The sequence below is a fragment of the Breoghania sp. L-A4 genome, assembly GCF_003432385.1.
Lineage (GTDB): Bacteria > Pseudomonadota > Alphaproteobacteria > Rhizobiales > Stappiaceae > Breoghania.
Window position 1 is genome coordinate 3,104,767 of sequence record NZ_CP031841.1, and the last position, 16,143, is coordinate 3,120,909.

At 63.1% G+C, this 16,143-nt stretch carries 13 protein-coding genes and 2 pseudogenes; 4 read left to right on the plus strand and 11 right to left on the minus strand.

Annotated features, from left to right (window positions below):
• Positions 1 to 6: 6 nt before the first annotated feature.
• The 3 genes from D1F64_RS14125 to D1F64_RS14135 form a co-directional block, all read right to left on the minus strand.
• Positions 7 to 1,350 carry a homoserine dehydrogenase gene (locus D1F64_RS14125; RefSeq protein WP_117412947.1) on the minus strand — a complete coding sequence of 448 codons (1,344 nt, stop codon included), beginning with the start codon at positions 1,348 to 1,350 and terminating at the stop codon, positions 7 to 9.
• 30 nt (positions 1,351 to 1,380) lie between these two features.
• Entirely contained in the window at positions 1,381 to 2,598 is a 1,218-nt protein-coding gene (locus D1F64_RS14130) for an LL-diaminopimelate aminotransferase (protein ID WP_117412948.1), read from the minus strand.
• Between the two features lie 208 nt (positions 2,599 to 2,806).
• A complete protein-coding gene (locus tag D1F64_RS14135; RefSeq protein ID WP_162901556.1) occupies positions 2,807 to 3,346 on the minus strand; it encodes a hypothetical protein in 540 nt (179 codons plus the stop codon).
• A 491-nt stretch (positions 3,347 to 3,837) separates the two neighbouring features.
• On the opposite strand from D1F64_RS14135, the pseudogene phaC reads away from it, so the two are divergent.
• Positions 3,838 to 5,642 (plus strand): annotated as a pseudogene (phaC, locus tag D1F64_RS14140) (class I poly(R)-hydroxyalkanoic acid synthase).
• A 295-nt stretch (positions 5,643 to 5,937) separates the two neighbouring features.
• Here the strand turns inward: phaC and speB are convergent.
• The gene (gene speB, locus D1F64_RS14145) at positions 5,938 to 6,864 is read right to left on the minus strand and encodes an agmatinase (RefSeq protein ID WP_117412950.1); all 927 of its coding nucleotides are present in this window, start codon (positions 6,862 to 6,864) and stop codon (positions 5,938 to 5,940) included.
• A 175-nt stretch (positions 6,865 to 7,039) separates the two neighbouring features.
• Between speB and D1F64_RS14150 the strand changes: the two genes are divergently transcribed.
• Positions 7,040 to 7,756 (plus strand): DUF922 domain-containing protein, encoded by a 717-nt coding sequence (locus tag D1F64_RS14150; RefSeq protein ID WP_117412951.1) that lies wholly within the window; start codon positions 7,040 to 7,042, stop codon positions 7,754 to 7,756.
• 371 nt (positions 7,757 to 8,127) lie between these two features.
• Positions 8,128 to 8,880: a DUF922 domain-containing protein gene (locus D1F64_RS14155; protein ID WP_117412952.1), complete on the plus strand. Its 753-nt coding sequence runs from the start codon at positions 8,128 to 8,130 to the stop codon at positions 8,878 to 8,880.
• A 106-nt stretch (positions 8,881 to 8,986) separates the two neighbouring features.
• On the opposite strand, the gene rpsI is transcribed toward D1F64_RS14155, so the two are convergent.
• The 5 genes and pseudogenes from rpsI to D1F64_RS14180 all read right to left on the minus strand — a co-directional run bounded on the left by rpsI (position 8,987) and on the right by D1F64_RS14180 (position 12,494).
• On the minus strand, positions 8,987 to 9,478 hold the full coding sequence (gene rpsI / locus D1F64_RS14160) for a 30S ribosomal protein S9 (protein ID WP_117412953.1): 492 nt from the start codon (positions 9,476 to 9,478) through the stop codon (positions 8,987 to 8,989).
• A gap of 2 nt (positions 9,479 to 9,480) precedes the next feature.
• On the minus strand, positions 9,481 to 9,945 hold the full coding sequence (gene rplM, locus D1F64_RS14165) for a 50S ribosomal protein L13 (protein ID WP_117412954.1): 465 nt from the start codon (positions 9,943 to 9,945) through the stop codon (positions 9,481 to 9,483).
• Positions 9,946 to 10,271: 326 nt separating this feature from the next.
• Positions 10,272 to 10,756, minus strand: a pseudogene (locus D1F64_RS14170) (Rrf2 family transcriptional regulator).
• Positions 10,756 to 11,319 (minus strand): carboxymuconolactone decarboxylase family protein, encoded by a 564-nt coding sequence (locus tag D1F64_RS14175; protein ID WP_248304469.1) that lies wholly within the window; start codon positions 11,317 to 11,319, stop codon positions 10,756 to 10,758. Before D1F64_RS14175 ends, D1F64_RS14170 begins: the two are co-directional and overlap by 1 nt.
• Before the next feature lie 134 nt (positions 11,320 to 11,453).
• On the minus strand, positions 11,454 to 12,494 hold the full coding sequence (locus D1F64_RS14180) for a polysaccharide deacetylase family protein (RefSeq protein ID WP_162901557.1): 1,041 nt from the start codon (positions 12,492 to 12,494) through the stop codon (positions 11,454 to 11,456).
• Positions 12,495 to 12,548: 54 nt separating this feature from the next.
• Here D1F64_RS14180 and D1F64_RS14185 point away from each other — a divergent pair, with 54 nt between their 5' ends.
• Positions 12,549 to 13,886 (plus strand): GNAT family N-acetyltransferase, encoded by a 1,338-nt coding sequence (locus D1F64_RS14185; RefSeq protein ID WP_162901558.1) that lies wholly within the window; start codon positions 12,549 to 12,551, stop codon positions 13,884 to 13,886.
• A 125-nt stretch (positions 13,887 to 14,011) separates the two neighbouring features.
• On the opposite strand, the gene D1F64_RS14190 is transcribed toward D1F64_RS14185, so the two are convergent.
• Both D1F64_RS14190 and D1F64_RS14195 read right to left on the minus strand, forming a co-directional pair.
• Positions 14,012 to 14,800 carry a hypothetical protein gene (locus D1F64_RS14190; protein ID WP_117412957.1) on the minus strand — a complete coding sequence of 263 codons (789 nt, stop codon included), beginning with the start codon at positions 14,798 to 14,800 and terminating at the stop codon, positions 14,012 to 14,014.
• On the minus strand, positions 14,692 to 16,095 hold the full coding sequence (locus D1F64_RS14195) for a GumC family protein (RefSeq protein WP_162901559.1): 1,404 nt from the start codon (positions 16,093 to 16,095) through the stop codon (positions 14,692 to 14,694). The genes D1F64_RS14190 and D1F64_RS14195 overlap by 109 nt, the downstream gene beginning before the upstream one ends.
• Positions 16,096 to 16,143: the final 48 nt, after the last annotated feature.

Sequence of the window (16,143 nt, forward strand, 5' to 3'; positions counted from 1 at the left end):
TTTGCGTTACGCCACGTCGGGCGTGCGTTCAATGCGGATCATCTGCGGCGCGCCTGCAATGACGTGCTCGTTGGCAATCGCCTCAAGCGCCGCCTTGATGTCCGCTTCCGTGGTTTCATAGGTGATCAGGATGACCGGCTGCGCCTGTGACGGCGCCGGCGAGTCAGGCGTCTCCGGAGCGGCGCTGCGCGGCGCGCGGCGGCGCTGCACGATCGATTCCAGCGAGATGCCCTGCTCGGCCATGCAGCGCGCGATCGCCGCGAAGGCCCCGGGGCGGTCCTCGACGGCCAGGCGGATGAAATAGCCGCCCTCGTGCCGGCGCATGCGGGCGCGCTTGTAGGGAACCAGTTTTTCGGCCGGACTGCCGAGAGTGGACATCAGATCGCCGCGCGCGATGTCGGCAATGTCGGCGACCACCGACGACGCCGTGGCGTTGCCGCCCGCGCCCGGGCCCACCAGCACGATCTCGCCGACATAGTCGGCATCCACCGCAACCGCGTTCAGCACGCCGTCAATGCGCGCGATCGCCGAGGATTTGGGGACCATGGTCGGGTGCACGCGCTGCTCGATGCCGGTATCGGTGCGCTGGGCGATCCCCAGAAGCTTGATCCGGTAACCCAGTTCATCCGCCGCCTCGATGTCCGCGGTGGTGATCGAGGTGATGCCTTCAAGATAGATGGAATCCACGTCGATCTCACAGCCAAACGCCAGGCTGGTCAGCAGGGCCAGCTTGTGTGCGGTATCATTGCCCTCGATGTCGAAACTCGGATCGGCCTCCGCGTAGCCAAGCCGCTGCGCGTCCGCCAGACACGCCTCAAACGAGATGCCCTCGGTTTCCATCCGCGTGAGGATGTAGTTGCAGGTGCCGTTGAGAATACCGGCCACCCGGGTCACGCGATTGCCCACCAGCGCCTCGCGCAGCGTCTTGACGATGGGAATGCCGCCGGCGATCGCCGCTTCGAAATTCAGGCTGACGCCATTTTCTTCCGCAAGCTGCGCCAGCGACACGCCGTGCCGCGCCAGAAGCGCCTTGTTGGCGGTGACGACATGCTTGCCGTGGCTGAGCGCAGCGCGCACGCTCGCTTCCGCGGGGCCGTTGTCGCCGCCGATCAACTCGACGAAGACATCGATCGCGTCGCTTGCCGCCAACGCGCAAGGGTCATCGTGCCAGGTCATGGCCGAGATATCGACGCCGCGGTCGCGCGCACGGTCGCGGGCGCTGACGGCAGTCACCTGCACCGGACGCCGGCACCGCAGCGCGATCTGCGCGCCATTGCTTTCAAGGAGCCGAATGACCGAAGCTCCGACCGTTCCAAGGCCGGCTACGCCGAGTCTCAGTGCATCTGCCATGCGAATACGTGATCCAGTTTTGTTCAGGGATTAGCGGAGGGCGCCGATTGGGATCACGTTGTGCAATGTTTCGTCGGAGGTTTCAAGAAACCGGCGAATATTCCGCGCCGCCTGCCGAATCCGCTGCTCGTTCTCCACAAGCGCTATGCGGACGTAGTCGTCGCCATACTCGCCAAAGCCGATGCCGGGCGCCACGGCCACATCGGCCTTCTCCACCAGAAGCTTGGAAAACTCAAGGCTACCCAATGAGCGGAACTTTTCCGGGATCGGTGCCCAGGCGAACATGGACGCGCGCGGCGCCGGCACCTCGAAGCCAGCCTTGGCGAAGCTGTCGACCAGCACGTCGCGGCGCTTCTTGTAGACGCCGCGGATCTCGTCGATGCAGTCTTCCGGGCCGTTCAGTGCCGCGGTGGCCGCCACCTGGATCGGCGTAAACGCGCCGTAATCAAGATAGGATTTCACCCGCGCAAGCGCCGCGATCAGACGCTCGTTACCCACCGCAAATCCCATGCGCCAGCCGGGCATGGAAAAGGTCTTGGACAGCGAGGTGAATTCCACCGCCACATCCATCGCGCCGGGAACTTCCAGCACGGATGGCGGCGGCGTTCCGTCAAAATAGATTTCCGAATACGCCAGGTCCGACAGCACGAAGATGTCATGCTTCTTCGCGAACGCGATCACGTCGCGATAGAAGTCCAGCTCCGCCACATAGGCCGTCGGATTCGAGGGGTAACACAGGATTACGGCGATCGGCTTGGGCACGGAATGCACCACGGCACGTTCCAGTGCGTGGAAGAACTCCGGTCCCGGAGATGCCGGAACGTAGCGCAGCGCGCCGCCGGCCATCAGGAAGCCGAAGGCATGGATCGGATAGCTCGGATTTGGCACCAGCACCACGTCGCCAGGCGCGGTGATCGCCTGCGCCATGTTGGCGAAACCCTCCTTGGAGCCCAGCGTGGCCACGACCTGGGTCTCGGGATCCAGCTTCACGCCGAACCGGCGGCCATAGTAGGAGGCCTGCGCCTTGCGAAGCCCGGCGATTCCCTTGGAGGCGGAATAGCGGTGGGCGCGCGGATCGCGTGCGGTCTCCACCAGTTTGTCGACAATGTGCTGCGGCGTCGGCAGGTCCGGATTGCCCATACCGAGATCGACGATGTCGGCGCCACCGGCGCGGGCCTTGGCCTTGAGACGGTTCACCTGTTCGAACACATACGGCGGCAGCCGGCGTGTCTTGTGAAATTCGCCCATGACGCTCTTGCCTCTTCTCTCTCAATCGATTTCGGTTGCGGCCAATCCGCGGCATGCGGCCGCGGATGCCTCTGGAAATTCAGCGGTCTCGCGGGAATCCTAGCACATTCGGGCGCCAGCGGCGCTTCGCGTGCGGATATACAGGAATTCGCTAAAGGGCGCGACTGGCAAATGCGCGCCTTGAGAGGCTGCGGGCAGACGCGGAAATTCAGGTCCGCGGCTCCGCCTCGATCTTGCCGATCGCCTCTTCGCCATGCGAATTGCGCAGCTTTTTGAGGAAGTCCACCGAGGCGCTCCACAGGCCGCTCGATCGCTGTTCCGGCGCGCGCCCCGCAAGGCGGCGCAATTCGGCCTCGTCGGCTGCGACCTCCGCAGCCGTCTTCAACCTCGGCGCCGCTTCGCCGTACCTCTGGCTTGCCGGCGCGGCGACGAGCGGAGAGCCGTCCAGACGCGCCTCGCGGCGCGGCGCGTTGGCGCCCAGTGCTCCGATGGGCGTGCCGGGTGCCTGGTTCAACCCGGCCTCATCGGCCATGGCCAACGGACCCGTATGCCCCGCGACGCCGCTTCGCGGAATGTCGGCGCGTGCAACCTGCACCTGATTTCCGTTGGAGGCCACCGGCGGCTGCATGGCAGCGGGCGGCGCGCCGGCTGTCGCCATGCCGCCCAAAAGCGTCACGTCAGGGCCAGCAGCGCACCCGGCGAGAATTGGCAGGCAAAAAAGACAGAACACACTCAGCTTCATCGGCATCCCCACCCGTACACGGGCCTTTTCGCGAACCGGATTCCCGACCGCCGATCCATACACTCAATACAACGATCAATCACCACGTGCCGGCGGCAAATCGTCCAGATCGCACCCGCTGCGGCGGTTCTGCGCCTGCCGGCCCATCGCAAGACCCGGCAATCGCTCGCCGTCGGCCGCATTTTGCCCGCACCGGCGTCTTCGGCGCAAGTCCCAAGAAGAGCCGCGCGCGAACAGTTACGCCCATAATCGTTGACGCAACGTCGCCAAGTTTGAATTTTCCCACGGCATCAACCAAATAGTCACTAGAGGTTTGCTGCGGGATCAGCCAAAATCACAGGCATGAGGCGTCCCGGGAAGCGGTGCCGCACCATGAGGTGGAGGGAGAAAACGGCCCGGTCGGGTACAACTTTCCAGACGCCTAATATGGTACTGTTCAGCCCAAAACAAACGCTGAATAACGATACAAAAGACAAGGCGAAGGGAAACGCTCTTTCATGACGGATCACAACGACAGTCCGTTGTTGCGCTACATCGTCGAGAATCCGGAAACTTTCGCGCACAACATCGCCCGAGTCGTCGAGGAAGGCGGCAAGGCGGTCGCGGCCTACGTGAAGCCGCGCGAGACCGGTGAGACCGATGACGAACTGGGCACGGAAATCGCCGAGGTGATGAAGACGCTTGCGCGCGTCGGCGAGTACTGGATGAAGGATCCCCAGCGCAGCATGGACGCGCAAAGTCGCCTGCTGACGGGCTACATGGACTTGTGGAGCGGCACGCTAAAACGCATGGCCGGCGAAGAAAGCCCCGCCACCGCCGAACCGGAGCCCCGCGACCGCCGCTTCGAGGATCCAGAGTGGAGTGAGAACCAGTTCTTCAACTTCCTCAAGCAGTTCTACCTTGTCACTTCGCGCTGGGCCGAGACCATGGTCGCCGAGGCGCAGGAGGTGGACGACCACACCCGCCACAAGGCCGATTTTTACGTTCGCCAGATCGCCAACGCGGTGTCGCCATCGAATTTCATCTTCACCAATCCCGAGTTGCTGCGCGAGACGGTGAATTCCAACGCCGAAAACCTGGTGCGCGGCATGCACATGCTGGCCGAGGACATCATTCGCGGCGGGGGCGAGCTGCGCATTCGTCAGTCCGACGGCAGCGCGTTCGAGGTCGGCAAGAATCTCGCCACCACGCCGGGCAAGGTTGTCGCCGAGAACGATCTCTGCCAGATCCTTCAGTACACGCCGACCACCGACACCGTGCTCAAGCGGCCGCTGCTGATCGTGCCGCCGTGGATCAACAAGTTCTACATTCTCGACCTGACGCCGGAAAAATCCTTCATCAAGTGGGCGGTTGACCAGGGTCACACCGTGTTCGTGATCTCCTGGGTCAACCCCGACGAGCGCCAGGCGCAGAAAAGCTTCGAGCACTATATGGAGGAAGGCATCTTCTTCGCGCTCGAAACGATCCGCAAGGCGACACGGGAGACCGAGGTCAACGCCATCGGCTATTGCGTCGGCGGCACCCTGCTGTCCGTCGCACTTGCCTATATGGCGGAGAAGGGCGACGAGCGCATCAAGTCCGCCACCCTGTTCACCACACAGGTGGATTTCACCCACGCCGGTGATCTGAAGGTATTTGTGGACGAGGAGCAGCTTGAAACCCTCGAACGCCGCATGAAGCAGAAGGGCTATCTTGACGGAACCAAGATGGCATCCGCCTTCAACATGCTGCGTTCCAACGACCTGGTCTGGCCCTATGTCGTCAACAATTACCTCAAGGGCAAGGACCCCTTCCCCTTCGACCTGCTGTTCTGGAACTCCGACAGCTCGCGAATGCCGGCGGCCAACCATTCCTTCTACCTGCGCAACTGTTACCTCGCCAACAGCCTGTCGAAGGGCGAAATGGAGGTCGGCGGCGTGCGGCTGGATCTCTCCAAGGTCAAGATCCCGATCTTCAACCTGGCCGCGCGCGAGGACCACATCGCCCCGCCGAAATCGGTCTTCGAGGGCTCCAAGTGTTTTGGCGGCGACGTGCACTACGTGCTGTCCGGCTCCGGCCACATTGCCGGCGTGGTCAATCCCCCGGCGCGCAACAAGTACCAGTACTGGACCGGCGGCCCGTGAAGGGCGAATTCGAGGATTGGGTTGAGGCGGCCGAAGAGACACCCGGCTCCTGGTGGCAGCACTGGCACGAGTGGATCCGCAGCCTTGACGACCGCGAGGCCAAGCCCCGCAAGCCCGGCGCCCACCGCCGCAAGGAACTCGAGGACGCGCCGGGCTCCTACGTCAAGGTTCCGACGTAGGGGTGGGCTGCGAAATGCAGCCCCAACCTCTGATGTCATCCCTGCCGCGGCGAAGTGGAGAACCGGGGCCCGGTAATCGTCTGGGATTCCGCTCGTTTTGAGAACCCGCCGGGCCAGGAAGAAACACAGGATCGCCGCTCACGCTGCCGGTTACCGGGCCTCGCAATCCTCTCTCGGGATGACAATCCGGGAGAACCGCGTCTCTCACCCTTCCCGCAAAACCTGTGCAAATCCGGTGAAAAACCATCCGGTCATCCTGTGCAAATCCCTGTGCAGGCCCTGTGGGAACCTGCCCTCATCGCCGCTTTGCAAGCAGTCCCAGATAGTGCTGCGCCACCGTCGCGCCTGCAATCGAGGTGATGTCCGCATGGTCGTAGGCGGGCGCCACCTCGACCACGTCGCCGCCGACGAAGTTTATCTCCCCCAGCCCGTGCAGCACCATCAGCGCCTCGCGCGACGAAAGCCCGCCCGCCACCGGCGTGCCGGTACCCGGGGCGAAGGCCGGATCCAGGCAGTCGATATCGAAGGTCATGTAGGCGGTGGCGGCACCCACGCGTTCGCGAATCCGGCCGATCACGCCGTCCACACCCAGCCGCTGCACCTCCTCACCATAGACGATCTCAATGCCGCAATCCTCAGGCGCATGGGTACGGATACCGATCTGGATCGAGCGGTCGGCATCGATCAGCCCCTCACGCACGGCACGGCCCACGAAGGTGCCATGGTCGATGCGGTCGCCCTGATCGTCCCAGGTATCCTGATGCGCGTCGAACTGCACCAGCGCCATCGGACCGTGCCGCGCCGCATGGGCCTTGAGCAGCGGATAGGTGACGAAATGATCGCCGCCGATGGAAAACAGATGCACGCCCGCATCCAGGATCACCCGCGCCTGCGCCTCGATGCAGGCCGGCACGTCGGCGTTGCGGCCGTAGTCGAAGGCGCAATCGCCATAGTCGATGACCGTCATGCCCTCGAACGGATCCTGATGGAACGGATACTGCGGGTCGCCGCAGAAGATCGCCGAGGCGCGGCGCACACCCTGCGGCCCGAACCGCGCACCCGGGCGATTGGAGACAGACGCGTCAAACGGAATGCCCCATACAGCCGCATCCACGCCCTGCAGGTCTCGCGAATAGCGCCGCCGCATGAACGACAGCACGCCGCCGTAGGCCGGCTCATGTGATCCGCCAAGAAGGCTCTCACCGAACACCGCGTTGTCCATCGGCACAGGCCGCAACGGATCGTCTGAATGGCTCACGAAAATCTCCCCGCGTGTCGAAATTGGCCGCACTCCATTAGACCCGATCTGGCGGCCGGATCAACCGCTCGCCGCTCCGCCGGGGCTGGCCAATACAGGACCATCGGTGCATGCTGGACCATTGTGATACGCTGGGGCAATGGTGAACACGCATTTTCGCTCCGTTGTTGTTGCCGCGGCACTGATCTGCGCCGGCGTGGGTGCGGAACCGGCCTTGGCCGGGGTCACCCATGCGACCAAAACCGTCTACCATCCCGTGCGTGGCCGCGATGCCGTCGCCATGCTCGCGTATCTGTTCCGCAACCCGGTCGACGGCGAAGAAGCGCGGCTGGCGTCGCTGCTGTCGCAAATGCGGATCACCGCGCTGGACGTCGCCGCCGGCACAAAGCCGGGACAGCCGGCGAACGCCGCGGGCTGCCACATCAGCGCCTTCGGGATGAAGGCGCGTTTCACCATCACTCTGCCCAAAGCGGTGGATGAAAGGCGCCTCGACCGCAAGACCCGCAAGGCCTGGCGGGCCTTCGTGGTGACCGCGCGCAAGCACGAGCAGACGCATCTGGCGATCAATCTCGAGCTCTACCGCACGATCGATCGCGAGATCCGAAAACTCTCCACCACCGGCTCTTGCCGGAGGCTGGGCGCGCGTTTCGACCCGATCATCGATCGCGCCATCAAGCGCGCCTTCGCCAAGCATACCGCGCTGGACAGGCGCGACACCCGCCGCGCTCCGACATTGCCGATTTTCCGGCTGGCGGGGCTCAGCAGCAGCGACATCAAGGCTTTCCACGCCGATTCCGTTCAAATGGGTCATTCGGTGTCGGCGCTCTTGCTGCGACGGGAGTTTCGCAACCGCTGATCGGGGTCTCCCGCCTGTCCGCAAGACGCACAGTGCTCGACCCGTCCGCGTGACGGCCCGCATGAATTGATCGGCATATTCGCCTAGAGCGTTTCCTTGTCAAATGGACCCATTCTGCGGAGATGAATTTTGTCGAGGATCAAGAGGATTGGCGACGGGCATATCGCGGATATGGCCGAGACGGGCCTCGCCGATAATCGGGAAAATTCATCCCGCCCAAAGGGTTGGTCCAAACCGGCCGTCCGCCGCGTCAACGGCCTCCGCCGTAGCATGGGCTACGCCGTTCGCCCGTTTCCTCGCGGATCGAACCGGTTTGGACCAACAGAATTGATTCCATTTAACAAGGAAACGCTCTAGCGAGAGGCCCGGCAATGGCGTGCAGACAGCATCTCTTGAAAAATTCGCTCGCCGTGCTGGTGGCCCTTGTCGTGTTTCCCGTCAACACAAGACCGCCGGCTTTCGCCGATATCAGCAGCCGCACCGTCCAGCGCGACTACCGCGTGCGCGGCCGCGACGCCCCGGCGCTGGTGAACTACATGCACCGGCGCCCCTTTGCCGGCGACAACGGCCCCGCGATGGCCAACATCCGCCCCCGCTACGATCTGCGAATCCTCACGAAACCCGGAACGCGGCGGCGGGGAGACGCGGCCGCCTGCCACATCCATCGCCTGACGTTGTCCATCCGCTTCACCATGACCCTGCCCCATGCCGTGCACGAACGACAGTTTGACAACCACACCCGGCGTGCCTGGCAAGGATTCAAGCGGTTCGCCCGCCGCCACGAGGAAGTCCATCGACGGATCTATCTCTCATGCGCGCAGCGCTTCCTGCACGAGGCCGGCCGCATGTCGTCGCCACACCGCTGTTCGCGACTGCGGCGGGACGTGCAACGTCTCCTGCGCGAAAGCGACCGCGCCTGCAACCGCCAGCACGACGCCTTCGACCGGCGAGACTTTCCCCGCGTAAAGCACATGTCGCTGTTCAGGCTCGCGCGGCAGGGCGCACCCGCGCGATCCGGCCGCCGCAGCACCGTCACGCGCGCCGCCGCCCGCGTTCCTGTCACATCGGCAACCGGACGGACATGGTTCGGCAACACCCTCATCCGGCGCGGGCGCGACCGCTAGACGCCTCGTGCGGGCCGAAGCGGCGCGCGGCAAACACACCTGAAATACAAAAAACCCGCCGGTGCGAGCCGGCGGGTTTTGGATTGTTGCAGTCCGGTGCAGCGGATTAGCGCTTGGAGAACTGGAAGCTCTTGCGGGCCTTGGCCCGGCCGTACTTCTTGCGCTCGACGACACGGCTGTCGCGGGTGAGGAAACCGCCCTTCTTCAGCACGCCGCGCAGGCCCGGCTCGTAATGCGTCAGGGCCTTGGAGATGCCGTGACGGATGGCGCCGGCCTGGCCCGACAGGCCACCGCCGGAGACGGTCGCGACGATGTCGAACTGGCCGTCGCGGTCAGCAGCGACGATCGGCTGGCGCACGATCATCCGAAGAACCGGGCGACCGAAGTAGGTGCCGAAGTCCTTCTTGTTGATGGTGATCTTGCCGGTGCCCGGCTTGATCCAGACGCGCGCGATGGCGTCCTTGCGCTTGCCGGTGGCATAGGCACGGCCCTGTGCGTCGATCTTCTTTTCGTAGACGATCGCAGGGGTGGTCTCTTCGGTCGCGACGCCGCCAAGCGCCTCGCCCAGGTCCTCGAGGGATTGCAGCTCTTCAGCCATGCTCAGCCCTTCCTGGTGTTCTTGGCGTTGAAGCTCGCGACATCGACCGTTTCCGGCTGCTGGGCTTCATGCGGATGTTCGGAACCGGCATAGATCCGGAGGTTCTTCAGCTGGGCATTGGTCAGCGGACCGCCCGGCATCATGCGCTGCACGGCCTTTTCAAGCACGCGCTCGGGGAACTTGCCCTCCATGATCGCGCGCGCCGTGCGCTCCTTGATGCCGCCGGGAAACCCGGTGTGCCAGTAGTACTTCTTGTTCTCATACTTGTTGCCGGTCAGGACGACCTTGTCGGCATTGATCACGACGATGTTGTCGCCGCAATCGATATGAGGGGTGAAAGTCGGCTTGTGCTTGCCGCGCAGCCGCATGGCGATCAGCGAGGCAAGGCGACCGACGACGAGCCCTTGGGCATCAATCAGCAGCCACTTCTTCTCGACTTCCGCCGTCTTGGCAGAATAGGTTTTCATAGTGTCGTTCCATAGTTGAACGTGAAACGAGCGGCCAAGCCGGAAAGCGCAGGACAAGCCCCACGCATTCGAGAATGCCTGACCGGGTCGGGAGTGGTGATACAGAGAGCCTAATTCACCGTCAAGAGAAATGTTTTTAAAAACATAAGCAAAAACAATAGCTTGAAATTATGGTATTATATTACCACACACTTTGGGTGTTTTTGCCTCCCAAATCGAAATCCGCTCAGGACCCGCCGCACGGAAAACCGAACCCCCTACCCATCGGACGAAATCCACGCCTTCCCGAAACCGGGTCCGGGACCGGCCTCTCATCCAGACAATTCTCAAGTCCGCGCGAGAACCCATTCGATGGTCGCGGACATCTGGTCGGGGGAATCTCGTCCTGCAGGGTTCCGATCAGGTCGGACAGGCGGACGGCGGCAAGCCGCTCGCGCCATGCCTGATCCGCCGCCCACATGACGCGGGCGATTGCGCAGGGTCGCGGCTCGGCCCTGCCGCGGGCGCGGCACGGGTTGTTCTTGCGGATCTCTGTGCAAACAAACGTCGAGGACTTTCCCTCAACCGCCTCCACAATATCAAGGAACGTGATCTCATCCGCGGGTCTCGCCAGCCGATAGCCGCCGGACGACCCCAGAGTGCTCTCCACGAGCCCCGCCTGGGACACGCCCTGCAGGGCTTTGGACAAATACTCCTTGGGCACACCATGGAGCTCCGCCAGGGCCTTTGTCGCCAGGTAGCGGCCCGCCGGAAGGCCGGCCAGAATCGCGCAGCAGTGCAGCGCCCATTCCACCTGACTTTTCAGTTGCATCAGCTCATGCCCGCCTTTGTCAGCCCCAACATCGCATCAGCAGAGCCTGGAACGCTTTGAAAGGCGATACTGATACGATTCCATCCATTGATCGCCATCACCGAAAAGGTCAGATCCGACAATTCCTTCTCACCGAGGTTCGCCCTGACGTGCTCATAAACCCTGTCTGAGACACCATGCACCGGCAGTCGGGTCAAAACCTCGGTCCACTCCAGTGCCGCGCGCTCACGCGCATCGAACAGCGGTGACTCCCGCCACACCGCCACGTGGTGAAGGCGCAGTTCACGCTCACCATGAATCCGCGCCTGCTTCACGTGCATATCGACGCAGAAGCCGCAGCCGTTCATCTGAGAGGCGCGCAGGTATACCAGTTCACGCAGGTTCGCATCGATCGAGCTGTCCTTGAGCGCCATGCTGAAGGCGAGGAATTTTTCCGCGATGGCACCCGACAGCGCATTGTAATCGGCACGTGCGGAAGCATTCGTTTTGGCCCGTTCGGAGATGGCATGTGCGGACATGATCGTTTCCTTTGCTGACTTCGCGCGGCGGATCTCGCCGTGCATATACGGATATATAATATCCTTAAGGATATAAAATATCCGCATTAAAACGCGCGTGTCAATAAGGCTGGAGAAGCCATGCCTCCGGTCAATAAAACAGCGTTATTTCAGGGATTTGAACCGTGAGCGCGACGAGATCAGGTCACGTTGATCCGCCGGAAGCGATTGTACAGGACAAACGGCGCGCCGCTAATCAGCAGCTTCAGGTAGCGCTTCTTCTGATAGTTGCCGTTGAGCGACACCCGCGGCAGCGCGGTCATGTGATCGGCGTGGCCGGCGAACAGGTGACCTGGCCGTGTGGTCACCGCGCTCTTGAAGCCCAGCCGCGCCGCGATTCCGAAATCGCGCATGCCCGCAGCCTCCGGCCAGCCGTAGGGATAGGCGAAATGCTGCGGGCGGCTGCCCAGTTCCGCCTCCAACCTGTCGGCGTCCTCACTGATCTGCCGGGCCGCCTCACGGTGATCCAGCCGCCCGACTGCATGGTGGTTCAGGGTATGGCTGCCGATTGTCGCGAGGGGTTCGGACGCCATGCGCCGCAATTCGGCCCAATCCATCGCCAGGGAACGGCACATCGCATCCAGATCGATGCCCGCCTCCCCCGCGAGCTGCCGGATAGCCCGGCGCTGGGAATGCTCGTCAAGGCCAAGACCCAGCCACTCGACCAGCCGCTTGTTCGCCGCCACCTTCTCGGACAGGCTGGCGGAGGGCAGCGTCTCGCGGTGGCCCTCGAAATCGATCTCCACCACATCCGTGCCGGCAACGATCCTTTCCGCGGCGATCCACCACAGTTCGCAGGTCCCGTCGGTAATGCCGCTGGACGCATAGATGGTGAAGGGCACGCCGTGCTTCTTCAGAACCGGAAGTGCATGCTCCATGTTGTCGCGGTAACCGTCGTCGAACGTCAGCACCGCGAACCGGCGTCCGAATTCACGGCTCTTCAGCCGCTCACAGGCCGTGTCAATGGAAACGAATTCAATTCCGGCAGCACGCGTCCGCTCGATCACCAGTTCGAGGAATTCGGGCGTGATCTCGAGAAAACTGTTGGGTTGGAACGCCTCGTCGTGCGCTGGCATGACCCGATGCAGCATGTAGACGAGCCCGACGCCACGTCCGAATGGCTCCAGCAACCGGTAGGCGCCGGTGAACGACAACGCGTCCAGCGCGGTACGAAATCCCAATGTTTTCCAGCAGACAGCCAATATGGTCCCGACGCTCCCCGTTGCCGCCCTTGCGTGGCCGCGTTTGTGCGCGGCATCCAGGGTCGTCCCCTCGGTAAGATTCTCGATAGTGTAGGTACGGTTTCTTTAGAACTTGTTGCTAGCGTGACAATCTCATTTCACCAAAGTGACCGGCACCTCATGGCGAATGCCCTTTCCGATCCCCGTTACGCCCTCTCGGATGGCGCGAGCACCGTCCCGTCGAGCCTCCCCCGTACGGTCGCGGCACGCATCCGCGTCGTATCGGACTTTGACGTCATCGAAGCGGAATGGCGCGCACTGGAAGCCGATTGTGTCATGTCGGTCTATCATTGTTTCGACTGGCTGAAGAACTGGCACGCCCACGTTGGCCGGCACGAATGCGCGGACCTGGCCCTGGTCGTCGGCGAAATCGACGGCGCCACCGCCTTCATCCTTCCGCTTGGCATCTGGCGCAGCGGACCGCTTCGGGTCGCAAGCTGGCTCGGCGGCAAACTCAACAACTACAATTTCGGGCTCTGGCGAGCGGACGTCTATACGACCCTCGCCCCTGACACCCTGCGCAAGAGCCTGAAGGACGTCGCCGCGCAGGCGCGCATCGATTCCTTCGAACTGCACAACATTCCGGAAATCTGGTCCGGTCTGCGGTCGCCGTTCCTCGGCCTCGCCCACACACCGAGCCCGAGTGCCTCCTACGTGATGGATCTCGAGAGCGATTTCGACACCCTGTATGGGAAGGCGCGCAGCTCCAAGAGCCGCCGCAGCCTGCGCAAGAAATATGACCGGCTGCAGGAAGCCGGGCACGTGGACATCGTTCATGCGATCACCCCCGAACAAGCGCGGATCGCTGCCGACGCCACGATCGAACTGCGCAACGAACGCGCGCTCGAAGCCGGCATTCCAAGCGTTTTCGCGAATTCGGGCGTCGCGGACCTGATCCGTGACACCGCGATAAGCGCTGCCGGCCAAGCAGAGCCCGTACTCGACACACATTATCTCGCGGTCGACGGCATCGTCCGCGCCACCTATGTCGGCGGCGTGAAGAACGGCCGCTACTCCTGTTCGCTAAACTCGTTCCGGGACGACGACCTCACTGCCATGAGCCCCGGCGACCTGCTGTTGACGGAAGTCATCCGCAACTGCTGCGAGCGCGGCCTGACACAGCTCGATCTCGGCATCGGCGAGATGCGATACAAGACCGCCTGGTGCGAAGCCGATCCGCTGATCGACTGCTTCGTGCCCGTGACCCTCGCCGGCCGGTTCCACGCCACAGCCCGATCCTGGGTCCAGACCGCCAAACGCCTCATCAAGGGCAATCCCGTGCTGTGGCAAATGGTGTTGCGCCTGCGCAAACTGCGCGCCAAGCGGGGATAGAACCGCTTCCACGGCCTGCGGTTCCGCACTCCCCTGGTTCGGAGACCATCAAACGAACACCCGCTTTCGGATCAGAACCGAAAGCGGGTGTTTTCATTCGTGTGGATGAAGCGGAGCGGCCAGGTTCAGGCTGCCATGTCGCTCATGGCATGAGCGGCCGCATCGGCGGATTTCTCGCGCCCCAGAACCGAAACGCCCTTCAGGTCGTGCCGGGCGAGCATGCTCCGCGCACGGTCGATCGACGGACCATCGCTGCTGCCGCCGCTGGCGATGACGACATGATCCGCGTGTTCGAGAAAACGTTCGGAAACGGCGGACCCATCAAGCTTGCCCAAATCCACCACCACATGATCATAGGTGTGGTTGAGCGCTTCCATGATCGTGTCGAAGGCGGACTGCGACACCAGATCCTCGGAAAGCCCGATGCGGCCAGCCTCGATTACATGGGCACGGGACGCCGGGTCGCGCTGGATCACCTGCGAGAACGACGCCTCACCGCTGAGCAACTCACTCAAGCCCTTGATTTCCGGATCGTCGCCGACGATCGAATGATGCGCCAGCGTATCGATGAGAATCGGGCAGATGTCGCCGTGGACGGCCGTGCGCAACAAGGCCAGCGCCACGTCCTGGGCAACCGTATCATCGTCCATGGTGACAACCGCGATGCAGCGCGCCGGCACGTCGGAGGCCAGCAGGTCCCGCCACAGGGCCGCCGGGGACATCATGAGGGTGGAGACCGGCAGCACAGGGACCTCGGGCTGCGCCATCGGCGCGGATGCGCGAACCCTGCCGACGCTCGCAGCCGTCACGCTCGAGGTCCGCGACAAGGCATCCCCGGAGATGAACGCGCGCAACAGCACGAAGCCCAGCGACAGGATGAAGGTGACGATGGCCACGATGACCGTGATCGCCATGACCTTGGGGTATAGGGATCAAGCGGCATGCTGGCGCGTGAGATCACCCGGGCATCGGGCAGATTGCCCGCACTGCCGCGCACGCCCTGATCGCGATACCGCGTCAGAAGCGATTCAAGCTGCGCCGTCTTGATCTTGGAATCGCGCTCCAGATCGCGCAGCGCGATGCGCTTCTCGTTGCTCTGGGTGACCGCGGCCTTCAGTTCGTTCAGGCTGGCGAGCAGTGATTCCACACGCGCCTGGGAAATCCGGGCGTCGCTTTCCATGCCGGAGAGGATCTTGCCCGCCTCGCCGCGAATCTGACTGTCGAGATTGGCAAGCTGGCGCCGCAGCGCCCGGAACTGCGGATGGTTCGGCAGAAGCGAGGTCGACAGCTCCGCGATGCGCGCCTGAAGCGCCACCTGGCTCTCGCGCAAACGCTGGATCAGCGGCGAATTGAGAACATCGGAGACGGATTCCAGCGAGCCGCCGGAATCCAGCAGCTTGCGCAGCAGCGTCGCCTTCGCCTGAATTTCGGAGCGCGCGGCCCGCGCGACCGCAAGCTGCGTGTTCAATTCCACCAATTGCTGCTGCACCAGCGTCACATTGTTGGCGCCCAGCAGCAGATCGGCGCCGCCGCGGTACTCCTCGACCTTACGTTCCGCCGCTTCCACATCGGCGCGCACCCGGGCGATTTCCGGCTCGAGCTGATCCGCGGCATCCGCCGTCACATCGCGCTTGGCCGACGCCTGCTGCTCCAGATACTCCTCGACAACGGTGTTGGCCGCGAGAGCCGCCAGTTCGCGGTCAACGGAGGAAAACTCGACGGTAATCACCCGGGTCTTTTCAACCTGATAGACCTTCAGTCGCTTGAAGTAGGTGTCCAGCACCTTCTCTTCCACTGAGGCGCGCGACGGGTCGGAGGCAAAGCCCAACATGACCGGGACTCGCGACAACAGCGATCCACCACCCGCGGCACTGTTGAACTCCTTGCGTTCCGCAAGCTTCAGCTTCACCGCCACCCGGCGGCCGAGATCATAAGAGCGCAACAGTTGCACCTGGCTGGCGACACCCTCCTGGTCCAGCAATGCGCGCTCTGACTCCACGGCGCGTTCGGCGCCCGGATAGAGCGAATGCCGGCTCTCGATGAGGAGCTTCGCCTCTCCCTTGTATTTGGGCGAAACGAATTGCAATCCCGCGAACGTCAGCACGGCGGCGCCGATCACCAAAATCGCAATCCGGAATTTGGCGCGCCAGAGCGCCCGCCCCAGTGCAACAAGGTCCAGCGCCACATCGTCGTCCATCGTGCTGTTCATGACCATACCCATCCAATACGCCGTACGAAACTCGCATTGTATGTAATT

What these genes read in the sequence shown, in the direction of transcription:
- D1F64_RS14130 (WP_117412948.1), bottom strand. Translation starts at nt 2,598, where the DNA reads ATGGGCGAATTTCACAAGACACGCCGGCTGCCGCCGTATGTGTTCGAA.
- D1F64_RS14150 (WP_117412951.1), top strand. Translation starts at nt 7,040, where the DNA reads ATGGTGAACACGCATTTTCGCTCCGTTGTTGTTGCCGCGGCACTGATC.
- speB (WP_117412950.1), bottom strand. Translation starts at nt 6,864, where the DNA reads ATGGACAACGCGGTGTTCGGTGAGAGCCTTCTTGGCGGATCACATGAG.
- rplM (WP_117412954.1), bottom strand. Translation starts at nt 9,945, where the DNA reads ATGAAAACCTATTCTGCCAAGACGGCGGAAGTCGAGAAGAAGTGGCTG.
- D1F64_RS14190 (WP_117412957.1), bottom strand. Translation starts at nt 14,800, where the DNA reads ATGGCGATCACGGTCATCGTGGCCATCGTCACCTTCATCCTGTCGCTG.
- D1F64_RS14125 (WP_117412947.1), bottom strand. Translation starts at nt 1,350, where the DNA reads ATGGCAGATGCACTGAGACTCGGCGTAGCCGGCCTTGGAACGGTCGGA.
- D1F64_RS14195 (WP_162901559.1), bottom strand. Translation starts at nt 16,095, where the DNA reads ATGAACAGCACGATGGACGACGATGTGGCGCTGGACCTTGTTGCACTG.
- D1F64_RS14135 (WP_162901556.1), bottom strand. Translation starts at nt 3,346, where the DNA reads ATGCCGATGAAGCTGAGTGTGTTCTGTCTTTTTTGCCTGCCAATTCTC.
- D1F64_RS14155 (WP_117412952.1), top strand. Translation starts at nt 8,128, where the DNA reads ATGGCGTGCAGACAGCATCTCTTGAAAAATTCGCTCGCCGTGCTGGTG.
- rpsI (WP_117412953.1), bottom strand. Translation starts at nt 9,478, where the DNA reads ATGGCTGAAGAGCTGCAATCCCTCGAGGACCTGGGCGAGGCGCTTGGC.
- D1F64_RS14175 (WP_248304469.1), bottom strand. Translation starts at nt 11,319, where the DNA reads ATGCACGGCGAGATCCGCCGCGCGAAGTCAGCAAAGGAAACGATCATG.